The following is a 10,421-nucleotide window of genomic DNA, read 5'->3' on the forward strand; positions in this document are numbered from 1 at the left end:
TCATGCAGATCGGAATCAACACCGACGGCCTCGCGACGCTCGGCCTCGATGAGATGCTCGACGCGGCTCGCGATCTCGGAATCGAGTACATCGAGTTCTCCACGGGCAACTGGTCCCACGCTCCCCATATCGACCTCGACGAACTGCTCGCGAGTGAGAGCAAGCGCGACGAGCTCAGCGACAAGCTGGCGAGCCGGGGGCTCAAGCTCGACGCCTTCAACTGCTCGGGCAATCCCCTCCACCCCGGACCGGAGGGTGCGGAGCACAAGGAGGTCACGCGCAAGACGATCGAGCTGGCGGAGGCTTTCGGCGTCAACCGCCTCGTCCTCATGTCCGGCCTTCCCGGTGCTCCCGGTGACAGCTACCCGAACTGGATCACGGTCGCTTGGCCCCCGTACACGGCCGACATCCTCAAGTACCAGTGGGACGACGTGATCCTCCCGTACTGGTCCGACCTCGTTCCCTTCGCCGAGAGCCACGGTGTCGACCAGCTCGCTCTCGAGATGCACGGGCACCAGGCGGTCTACAGCCCCGCGACCCTCCTGCGACTGCGAGACGCCGTCGGGCCGACGGTCGGCGCCAACTTCGATCCGAGCCACCTCATCTGGATGGGGGCGGACGTCCTCGACGCCGTCGCCCAGCTCAAGGGCGCCATCCACCATGTCCACGCGAAGGACACCCGCCTCGAGACGAAGCACCTCGGTCGCAACACCGCGCTCGAGACCGCGTCGTTCGCGGACCCCGAGAACCGCTCCTGGAACTTCGTGACCATGGGCTACGGCAAGAACGAGGAGTTCTGGGCGCAGTTCATGGTGGCTCTGCGCCGGGCCGACTTCGACGGCGTCCTCAGCATCGAGCACGAGGACATCCTCATCGATCCGATCGAGGCGCTCGAGAAGACCGTGGCGCTCCTGAAGCGGACCGCCTTCCTCAAGCCCTCTGCGTACGAAGCTACCGTCGCGCGCTTCTTCGGCGCCGACTCCGTCGACGCCGCCGTCTGAACCGCAACCTCGAAGGAGCATGACCATGGAGCGTTCGCGTATCGCCGCTCAACCGGTGTCCTGGGGCATCAACTACCTGCCCGGATGGGGGCGGATGGTCGGCGCCGACCGGATCATGGCGGACGTCACAGCACTCGGTATCGATGCGCTCGAGTACCAGCCGGGGCTCTTCCCCGAAGAGGCGGCGACCGCCCGGGCCATGTTCGATGCCGCGGGGATCCGGCCCGCGGCCGGCTGGGTCCCCGTCGACCTCGCACAAGCCGACCGTAGGGAGCAACTCCGGTCGTTCCGGTCCGCCGTCGAGTTCCTCTCGGAGCTCGGTGCGCCGATCGCGACGATCGGCGCGGCGGGGCCGTCGGGCGACTTCGAAAGCGGCGTGCGCCTCTCCGCCGAGCAGTGGCGGCACCTCCTCGCGGGCTTCGACGAGATCACCGACATCGCCGGGGAACACGGCGTGCAGGTAGCGCTGCATCCGCACATCGGCACCGCCGTCGAGCGGGAGGACGACATCCGACGCGTCCTCGAGCACTCCGCCATCGGCTTCTGCTACGACACCGGCCACATCGCCGGCGCGGGCGGCGACCCCGTTCGCGTCGCGCGGATGATCGCAGACCGGGCCGTGCACCTGCACCTCAAGGACGTCGACGCGGCGATCACCCGCCGGCTCCTCGACGGGGAGATCGGATGGGCTCGCGCCGTCGGCGACGGGATCTTCACCCCGCTCGGACGCGGCGACGTCGACCTGCGCGCCGTGCTCGAGGCGTTCGCCGGCTACACCGGGACAGTCGTCATCGAACAGGACATCCGGCTCCTCGACGACGGCTCGGGCCCCGTCCAGGACCCGGTGGAGAACATGAGAACGAGCATCGCCTATCTCGAGCAGGTCGCGTGATGACGCGGCCGATCACCGACCTCGAGGAACTCCACCTCGGAAGCGCCGTGTACCGGGAAGTCGAGGCTCCGGGAGACCTGCCCCAGACGACGGGGTGGATGCACTCTGGGTGCGCGATCACGCGCAGCGGCATCATCGCGGTCGCGCATCCTGAGGGTCGCCAGCTGCTTCTGATTGACCGGGATCGCAGCGTGCGCGCCATCCCCGTTAACGCGCTGGAGATGCACACGATCTACCACGATCCCGTCGACGAGGAGGACACACTCTGGCTCGTCAACAACGGGCACCGGTTCGTCCGCGACCGGCCCGACTACGCGCATTACCGGGAGCACGGAAGCGTCACGCGCATCGCACTCGACGGCACCGTGCTGCAGACGATCGACTGCCCGGACATAGATGCCTACCGGGACGAGAGGTGGCAGCCCACGTCGTTGTGCCGGGGCGCCGACGGCACGATCTGGATCGCCGACGGCTACGGACTCGACCTCGTCCATCAGTTCACCCAGGACGGTCATCACATTCGAACCATCGACGCCTCCGAGACCGGACTCGCGCTCGCGTGCCCTCACGGGATTGCCCGTCGAGGCGAGCAGATTCTCGTCGCCGACCGGACGAATCGTCGGATCCTCGTCCTCGAGGACGGGGTCGTCATCAAGATTCTGGATGCCCCGCTTACGAGCCCCTCGAGCCTCCTCGTCCTGGGGGAGCATCTGCTCGTCACGGAGCTACACGGCGGGATCGCCGTGTTCGACGGCGACCGGTACGTTGGTCACTTCGCCCGAGATCGCGACGATCCCACGCGCGATGCGTGGCCCAACGACCGGGACTCCGACGGGAATACGACACGTCCCACGGTCGACGAGCGCCTTCACAGCCCGCACGGCATCGCGAGCGACGGAGAGCGCATCATCGTCACCGAGTGGTTCATCGGCGGGCGGCTCCACCAGTACACGGCCATTCGCTGACTGGTCGCCATGGACGGGGGAGGGGCGAGCATCTGCCGCGCGTCGTCCCTTCCTCTTCTCTTGCCTGCGACGCTCGAGATCCGGACAGAGGCACATCTGCCGCAGGCGGACGGGATACCTCGCCTCCTCTCGGGCATCTACGACGAACGTGCGAGGACTCGCGCGGCCTCTCGCATCAGCGACGTGATCGCGTGCCGGGCGGTGGGGGACACCCCGGCCATGTCGAATCCGCCGTGGACCAGTCCCGCCTCGTTCAGGTAGGTGACCGGAACGCCCGCCTGGCGAAGGAGCTCCGCGTACGCGCGACCTTCATCGCGCAGCGGGTCCAGATCGGCGGTAGCGATGACAGCCGGGGCAACGGCGTCGAAGCTTCTCGTGCGAATCGGGGAGATGAGAGGGTCCGCGCTGTTCGCCCCGCAGGGCAGATATGTCTGGACGCAGCGTTCCACGTCCGCCCATTCGAGGTGGTGCCCCGCGGCGAACTCGGTGCGGGAAGGGTAGGCCTCGGCGTCGAGATCCAGGTCCACGACCGGGTAGATGAGTACCTGCGCCGCCAGGTGGCGGGCGGCGTCACGCTCCTCGACTGCGAGCACGGCTGCGAGGTTCCCTCCCGCGCTATCGCCTCCGATGGCGATGAGGTCGGGGGAGCCGCCGAGTGAGTCCACGCTCTCCCGCACCCAGGCCAGCGCGGCGCGTGAGTCGTCCAGCCCAGCTGGCCAGGGATGCTCGGGGGCGAGGCGATAGTCGGGGCTGACGACCACTGCTCCGAGCGCGGCGGCGAACTCGCGGGCCAGGATGTCGGAGGTGTCAAGGCTTCCTGTCATCCATCCTCCTCCGTGAATCCACAGGAGCGTCGGCTGGGGGGTGCTCGGAGTGGCCGGCCGGTAGACCCGCGCTGTCACGCCGGCGGCACGCACCTCGTCGACGGAGGCGACGTCGGCGCGCCCGGATGGCGGGCCGAACAAGGTGGCGGACCACTCGTGCCGTGCCCGCGCCGTTTCAATCGTCCATGGGCCGTCAGGTGAGGCGGGGAGTAGGGCGAGCGTCTTCTTCACGTCATCTGCGATCATCATTGCCTTCGCGTTCGAGCGGGGGAGTAGCCGTCGATGGGGGTTCGGTCACACCGGCATCGACGAGAAGCAACTTATTCGATTAAGCATGGGAAAGACAACTCACGACGGGCCCCCGTGCACCCAATCGTTTCAGTTTCGGTTTCGTAGACTGTCGGCTGTGACGACAGAGTCAATGGCGGGCAAGGCGCGTCGTCGAGTGACCGCCGCGATGGTGGCGAGGCATGCCGGGGTGTCCGTCGCCACGGTCAGTTACGTGATCAACGACGCGCCGAATCAGACGATTCCGGATGCGACACGTGAGCGCGTGTGGGTAGCGGTGCGTGAGCTGGACTACACGCCGTCGGCCGCGGCGCGGGCATTGAAGCGCGGGCGGAACGACGCCGTCCTGCTGCTGCTGCCGGATTGGCCGGCAAGCCTCGCGGTATCGCAGTTCGTCGACGAGGTGACGTCCTCTCTTGCTCAGCTCGGCCTGCGACTGGTGATCGAGCGCGACCGCTCAGGCTCGGAAAATGTGTGGAGGCAGTTGACGCCTGTCGCAGTTCTCGCATTCGGAGACATCGCGAACAAGGAGCGGGAGGCTATGACCTCCGAGGGCATCATCGTTCTGCAGCGGCTTGTCACCACATCCGACGTGGCGCAGGACACGACGTTCTCGCAGAAGGCTGTGGGGGCTGCACAGGTGAGGCATCTTCTCGAACGCGGACATCGGCGCATCGGGTACGCGGGGCCGTCAGATGTCGCGATGAAGCCGTTCAGTGCTCTCCGTATGGCCGGAGCAGGGGAGGTCTGTGCGGACGAGGACCTCCCGGAACCGATCGAATGCCTGATCGATGCCGATGGAGAAGGTGCCGCCACTGCGATCGAGGTGTGGCGCCAGGCATCGCCTCCCGTCACGGGCGTCGCCGCATTCAATGACGAGATCGCCGCGGCACTGCTCGCTGCATGCAGGAAGCTCGCAGTCGAGGTTCCCGCGGACCTTGCGATCGTCGGCGTCGACGATCAGCCGATGTCGCAATTCACCGACCCGCCGCTGACCTCCGTTCGGCAAGACCCGGTGAGGATGGCTGCGCACGTCGCGGAACTCGTGAAATCCCAGATGATCGATCAAGAGATGCTCGAGCTTCAGCGTCCTGCGATCGATCTGATTCGTCGCGAATCGACCTGACCCGGCGACTCGGCGGTTGCGCACGGGTCGTCGTCGCTGTAGCGTTCCCGCATCACTTAAACGACTAAGTGAGATCACTGCCGATCAAAGAAGGCCACCAATGACGAACCACGAGCCCCGTGCGGCGACGTCCGCTGCGCCCGCCCCCGAGAACACCCTCATCGCTCCCATCTCTCCCGAACCGCTGATCGGTTCCGCGGCGCCTCCCCGCGCTGCGAGGGAGCTTCCCAGGGTGCGAGCGTCGTTCATCTTCGCGTTCGGTTTCGCGTACTTCGGCTTCTGGATTGCGTGCCTGATGCCGGGGGTCGTGACCCTTGCGCTCAAGGTACAAGCGCTGGTCGGCCCGGAAGCCGCAGCCGGAGCACTGAGTCTGATCGCAGGAGTGGGCGTGCTGCTTCCTCTGGTGCTGATGCCGATCGTGGGACGGATGAGCGACCGCACGACCGTCCGCATCGGGATGCGCCGCCCCTACCTCATCGCCGGTGCGGTGGGTGTCGTAGCGCTCGGAGTCGCCATGGCGCTCGCCCCGAACGTGCCCGTGCTTCTCGCCGCGTACGCGCTGTACAGCGTTGCTGCCAACCTCATCGGCACGCCGCTTCTTGCCGTGATCTCCGACAGGGTCCCCGTCGAGCAGCGGGGCCTGGTGTCCGGCCTCGTGGGGCTCACCCTGCCGTTGGCGATGATCGGGGGAACCTTCATCATCCAGGCCGTCGCCGCCATCCCGTTCCTGACGTTCCTCATCCCGCCGTTGATCGCCGCCGTCAGCGTGGTCGTGTTCATCGCTCTGGTGAAAGACCGGCGACTGAGCACGACCGAGCGCAAGCCACGGCTAACGCTGGCGGAGCTGGCGGGAACATTCTGGGTGAACCCGGTCAAGCACCCCGACTTCGGATGGGCATGGTTCAGCCGGCTGCTGTTCGTCACCGGGTACGGCTTCCTCACCACCTATCAGGCGTTCTATCTCATCAACCATCTCGGCTCCGACGCCGGGCAGGTACCCCAGCAGATCTTTCTGGCAAGCCTCGTGCTGTCGATCACCACGATCATCACCAGCATGCTCGGCGGTCGCCTCTCCGACTTCCTGCGCCGCCGGAAGGTCTTCGTTCTCACGTCCGCCGCGGTGTACGGCATCGCGCTCATAATCGCCTCCGTGGTCACCGGCTTCAACGGGTACCTTCTCGCGATGGGCATCGCGGGCATCGGTTACGGGGCGTTCCTCGCGGTCGACCTCGCGCTGGTCGCCGATGTCCTCCCCGACCCGGACAACGCGGGGAAGGACATGGCGGTGTTCAACATGTCCAGCACCCTCGCGAACGCCCTCGCCCCCGCCATCGCACCGTTCGTGCTGCTGCTGGGCGGCGGCTCCTACTCGACGCTGTTCGCGGTGGCGGGCGGCGTAGCCATCCTTGGTGGGCTCGCCATCCTGCCCGTCCGCCGCGTCCGCTGACTTTCCACAGAGAGCATCCGCATGCCCATCGACCCGCTCCTCCTGCCCGTGCTCGCCGGTTTCGAGCATGCCCCCGCTCAGATCGACGACTTCGTCGCCTTCCGCGCAAGCATGAACGCAGCCAACGATCATGCGGCCGCCGAGTTCGCGCTCCCGGGCCCCGACGTCGCCGAACACCGCACCGTGCACGTTCCTGTCGGGGGCGAGACCGTCCGTATGGACCTCTACCGACCTCACACCTCGGGGCCCCACCCGGTGCACCTCTTCCTCCACGGCGGCGGGTGGGTGATGAACACCGGATACTCCCGGGACGCGGACGCACTGGCACGCCGCCGCAGCATCGCAGCGGATTGCATCGTCCTCTCCGTCGATTACCGGAAGGCCCCCGAGCACCCGTTCCCGGCAGCCATCCACGACAGCATCGCCGTCGTGGACTGGGTGCGGGAGCATGCCGATGAGCTGGGAGTGCTGCGCGGAGGGTTGACGATCGGCGGACAATCCTCCGGGGCGAACATCGCCGCAGGCACCGCCATCGCCTTGCGGGAGGCCGGGCGCGACGATGTGCGCTTCCAGCTCCTCGAGGTGCCCGCTCTCGATCTCAGCCACAGCATCAGCCGCCCTGATGGCGAGGAATGGCCGCTCTCGGCAGCCGATGCGCGACTGTTCTCCGGTCTGTATCTGTCTGGTGCCGACCCTCGGACTGCCACCGCGTCGCCGCTGCTCGCGGAAGACCTGACCGGGCTCCCACCCGCTCTCATCGCCATCGCGGAGTACGACGTCCTGCGCCCCGACGGGGAGGAGTACGCGCGGCGCCTGCGCGAAGCGGGAGTTCCCACGGAGGTCTACCTCGGTGCCGGGCATGTGCACATGTCGCCTTCCATGACCGCTCTGCTTCCCGCGGCCGGCGCGTGGCAGGACACGGTGAATCGTGCGCTGGCCGACGCTCATGCGGACTATCGCGCCAGCCTCGGGAGAAAGGCAGTCGCCTAGGACACGCGTCGGGATGACGGCACCAGGCGAGGACGTATCTGTCTGGCAGATGGCTACCTGCGGAAACTGTCGTTGGTGGCCGGCATCCTCGGGCGCATAGCGTGAATTCCATCGTTCAAACCGATCAACGAAGAGAGGTTCTCATGGCGACTCTGCCCACCCGTTTCACGGAGCGCTTTGGCATCGACAATCCGGTCGTGCTCGCCCCCATGGACTACGTCGCCGATGCGCGACTGGCCGCCACGGTGTCCCGTGCCGGGGGTCTCGGACTGATCGGAGGCGGATACGGGGACCGCGACTGGCTCGTCGAGCAGCTCGACCAGGTCGACCTTGCCTCTGAGGGCGTCGGGAGCGGGTTCATCACCTGGGCTCTGGCGGCCCAGCCGCATCTTCTCGATCTGGTGCTCGAGCGCGGGCCGAAGGCGATCTTCCTGTCGTTCGGCGACCCGGCGCCCTTCGTGCCGCGCATCCGCGCTGCCGGTGTGCCCGTCATCTGCCAGGTCGGGAATCTCGAGCACGCGCAGCACGCGTTGGACGTGGGGGCCGATGTCCTCGTCGCGCAGGGCGGGGAGGGCGGCGGCCACGGTGTCGGGACACGGTCCACACTGACGCTGGTTCCCGAAATCGCAGATCTCATCACCCGGTCTGGTTCCGAACCGCTCCTCCTAGCGTCCGGCGGCATCGCCGACGGGCGCGGGCTTGCCGCGGTCCTCGCCCTCGGCGCGGACGGCGCCGTCGTCGGCACGCGCTTCCTGGTGAGCGAGGAAGCAGCGATCTCCTCCGAGGCGCGGGCACGAGCGGTGGACCTCAGCGGCGACGACACCGTGCGCCAATCTGTGTACGACATCGTCCGAGGGAAAGACTGGCCCGCAGCGTACTCCGGCCGAGTCCTCAACAACGGTTTCGTCGCGCAATGGCACGGCCGCGAAACCGTCCTCAGTGAGCAGCTGGTGGAGGTCCGTGACCAGTTCACGGCAGCAGTGGGGGAGCGGAACTTTGACGTCGCCAACCTCATCGTTGGAGAAGCCGTTGGCCTCATCTCCACCGTGGACAATGCCGAGAGGATCGTGCGTTCGATGGTCGAGACGGCGTCGACGATCGTCACGGGGACATCCCGATGAGCGCCGCTGTGCCTGACCAGGGCGCAAGCCAGGAGACAGGCGCCGGGGAGGGCGACGTCCCCACTCCCAGCCGCTCCGACCTGCGGAAGGTTGTCACTGCGTCCAGTGTCGGCACGCTCGTGGAGTGGTACGACTTCTACATCTACGGCAGCCTCGCCGTCGTCTTCTCCGGCTACTTCTTCCCCGAAGGCAACCCCTTCGTCGCGCTGCTGGTCACCGTCGCCGCCTTCGGCACCGGGTTCGTCGTCCGCCCCCTCGGAGCACTCTTCTTCGGACGGATGGGCGACAGGCTCGGCCGCAAGCGCACCTTCCTGGCCACCCTCATCCTGATGGGCGCCGCCACCACTCTCACCGGACTTCTCCCGACCTACGACACCATCGGGGTGTTCGCGCCGCTCGCGCTCGTTCTTCTCCGGCTGTTGCAGGGACTGGCGATCGGGGGCGAGTACGGGGGCGCCGCGATCTACATCGCCGAGTACGCGCCGCCCCGGCGCAGCGGATTCCTCACCAGCTTCCTGCAGACCACCGCCACTCTCGGCCTTCTCACTTCCATCATGGTTATCGTCATCTGCCGGGTGACGCTCGGTGAGGAAGCGTTTGCCGCCTGGGGATGGCGGGTCCCGTTCCTGCTGTCTGCGGTGCTGGTGATCTTCTCCCTCGCTGTCAGATTGAAGATTCACGAATCGCCGGTCTTCGAACGCATGCGACGCAGCGGAACCCTGTCGAAGTCGCCGATCAAGGACTCCCTCGGCAACCGCCACATCCTCGCGCTCGTCATCGTGGTCCTGTTCGGCGTCACTGCCGGGCTCGGTGTCGCCTGGTATGCGGCCCAGTTCTATTCGCTGTACTTCCTGCAGACGAACCTCGGTGTGGAGTTCCTCGCAGCGAACATCACCGTCGGCGTGGCCCTGGCGTTGGGGACCCCGTTCTTCGTGCTGTTCGGGGCGCTGTCGGACCGGTACGGCCGGCTGCGTTTCATCGTCACGGGGCTCGTACTCTCCGCGGTGTCGTACCTGCCGCTGTTCACCTGGATTCGGGAGGCCGCGCCGGAGGGCCGTTACATCGAGGTCGTGGCGGCGATCTTTATCCAGATTCTCTTCGTGACCATGATCTACGGGCCCACCGCCGCGTATCTCGTCGACCTGTTCCCGCCACGCGTCCGCTACACGGGCGTCTCCGTCGTCTACCACCTCGGCACGGGGGTCTTCGGAGGGTTTACACCGCTGATCGCCCTGGCGGCGACCGGCGGGGACGACTCTTTGAACGGACTGATCTACCCGATCGTCGTCACCTCCATCAGCGCAGTCGTCGCGTTCATCTTCCTCCGCAAAGGCGTAGGCAGCGGCGTGGTGCGGCGAGCGTGGGATGCCGCTGAGAACCAACAGCAGACGCAGGAAGCCGCCAACCCCACCGTGCGCACCCAGCGTGCCGCATGACTAGAAGCATTGCGCGCGGGCCCCGCGCGTCACTCGCCGAGCGAATGGAAAGGGAAATTCGGATGACCGACATCATCGACCGCCCCGTCACGAAGACAACTGTCATCGGGCATTGGATTGACGGCGCCGTGCGCGCCTCGCAGAGCGGCCGGACCGCCCCCGTCCACAATCCCGCCACGGGCGCCGTGAGCGCCGAGGTGGCGCTCGCCGACGAGAGCGAGATCGACGCCGCGATCGCGTCGGCGCAGCGCGGCTTCGAGACGTGGAGCCGGTTCTCGGTCGCGAAGCGGCAGACCGTGCTGTTCGCGTTCCGCGAGCTGCTCAACGCGCG

General features: G+C 67.0%; 10 protein-coding genes. 9 read left to right on the forward strand and 1 reads right to left on the reverse strand.

Annotated elements, in window-relative coordinates:
• Nucleotides 1-2: 2 nt before the first annotated feature.
• The 3 genes from ACOWU6_RS08110 to ACOWU6_RS08120 are packed head-to-tail and all read left to right on the forward strand — an operon-like array spanning nucleotide 3 to nucleotide 2,858.
• On the forward strand, nucleotides 3-1,001 hold the full coding sequence (locus ACOWU6_RS08110) for a sugar phosphate isomerase/epimerase family protein (protein WP_421075366.1): 999 nt from the start codon (nucleotides 3-5) through the stop codon (nucleotides 999-1,001).
• A 25-nt stretch (nucleotides 1,002-1,026) separates the two neighbouring features.
• Entirely contained in the window at nucleotides 1,027-1,893 is an 867-nt protein-coding gene (locus ACOWU6_RS08115) for a sugar phosphate isomerase/epimerase family protein (protein WP_421075367.1), read from the forward strand.
• A complete protein-coding gene (locus tag ACOWU6_RS08120) occupies nucleotides 1,893-2,858 on the forward strand; it encodes a hypothetical protein (protein ID WP_421075368.1) in 966 nt (321 codons plus the stop codon). The genes ACOWU6_RS08115 and ACOWU6_RS08120 overlap by 1 nt, the downstream gene beginning before the upstream one ends.
• Before the next feature lie 137 nt (nucleotides 2,859-2,995).
• On the opposite strand, the gene ACOWU6_RS08125 is transcribed toward ACOWU6_RS08120, so the two are convergent.
• Complete coding sequence (locus tag ACOWU6_RS08125; protein WP_421075369.1) at nucleotides 2,996-3,931, reverse strand: alpha/beta hydrolase; 936 nt, start codon at nucleotides 3,929-3,931, stop codon at nucleotides 2,996-2,998.
• A gap of 157 nt (nucleotides 3,932-4,088) precedes the next feature.
• Between ACOWU6_RS08125 and ACOWU6_RS08130 the strand changes: the two genes are divergently transcribed.
• From ACOWU6_RS08130 to ACOWU6_RS08155, 6 genes are all read left to right on the forward strand, one after another.
• Entirely contained in the window at nucleotides 4,089-5,096 is a 1,008-nt protein-coding gene (locus tag ACOWU6_RS08130; RefSeq protein WP_421075370.1) for a LacI family DNA-binding transcriptional regulator, read from the forward strand.
• 100 nt (nucleotides 5,097-5,196) lie between these two features.
• Entirely contained in the window at nucleotides 5,197-6,543 is a 1,347-nt protein-coding gene (locus tag ACOWU6_RS08135) for an MFS transporter (protein WP_421075371.1), read from the forward strand.
• Nucleotides 6,544-6,564: 21 nt separating this feature from the next.
• Nucleotides 6,565-7,533 (forward strand): alpha/beta hydrolase, encoded by a 969-nt coding sequence (locus tag ACOWU6_RS08140; protein WP_421075372.1) that lies wholly within the window; start codon nucleotides 6,565-6,567, stop codon nucleotides 7,531-7,533.
• Nucleotides 7,534-7,676: 143 nt separating this feature from the next.
• Nucleotides 7,677-8,654 carry an NAD(P)H-dependent flavin oxidoreductase gene (locus ACOWU6_RS08145; protein WP_421075373.1) on the forward strand — a complete coding sequence of 326 codons (978 nt, stop codon included), beginning with the start codon at nucleotides 7,677-7,679 and terminating at the stop codon, nucleotides 8,652-8,654.
• Entirely contained in the window at nucleotides 8,651-10,090 is a 1,440-nt protein-coding gene (locus tag ACOWU6_RS08150) for an MFS transporter (RefSeq protein ID WP_421075374.1), read from the forward strand. Before ACOWU6_RS08145 ends, ACOWU6_RS08150 begins: the two co-directional genes overlap by 4 nt.
• Before the next feature lie 62 nt (nucleotides 10,091-10,152).
• On the forward strand, nucleotides 10,153-10,421 hold a 269-nt coding region (locus tag ACOWU6_RS08155; RefSeq protein ID WP_421075375.1), incomplete at its 3' end, for an aldehyde dehydrogenase family protein.

The sequence above is a fragment of the Microbacterium sp. SA156 genome (genome assembly GCF_049065455.1).
GTDB classification, from domain to species: Bacteria; Actinomycetota; Actinomycetes; order Actinomycetales; family Microbacteriaceae; genus Microbacterium; species Microbacterium barkeri.

What these genes read in the sequence shown, in the direction of transcription:
- ACOWU6_RS08110 (WP_421075366.1), top strand. Translation starts at nt 3, where the DNA reads ATGCAGATCGGAATCAACACCGACGGCCTCGCGACGCTCGGCCTCGAT.
- ACOWU6_RS08115 (WP_421075367.1), top strand. Translation starts at nt 1,027, where the DNA reads ATGGAGCGTTCGCGTATCGCCGCTCAACCGGTGTCCTGGGGCATCAAC.
- ACOWU6_RS08120 (WP_421075368.1), top strand. Translation starts at nt 1,893, where the DNA reads ATGACGCGGCCGATCACCGACCTCGAGGAACTCCACCTCGGAAGCGCC.
- ACOWU6_RS08125 (WP_421075369.1), bottom strand. Translation starts at nt 3,931, where the DNA reads ATGATGATCGCAGATGACGTGAAGAAGACGCTCGCCCTACTCCCCGCC.
- ACOWU6_RS08135 (WP_421075371.1), top strand. Translation starts at nt 5,197, where the DNA reads ATGACGAACCACGAGCCCCGTGCGGCGACGTCCGCTGCGCCCGCCCCC.
- ACOWU6_RS08140 (WP_421075372.1), top strand. Translation starts at nt 6,565, where the DNA reads ATGCCCATCGACCCGCTCCTCCTGCCCGTGCTCGCCGGTTTCGAGCAT.
- ACOWU6_RS08145 (WP_421075373.1), top strand. Translation starts at nt 7,677, where the DNA reads ATGGCGACTCTGCCCACCCGTTTCACGGAGCGCTTTGGCATCGACAAT.
- ACOWU6_RS08150 (WP_421075374.1), top strand. Translation starts at nt 8,651, where the DNA reads ATGAGCGCCGCTGTGCCTGACCAGGGCGCAAGCCAGGAGACAGGCGCC.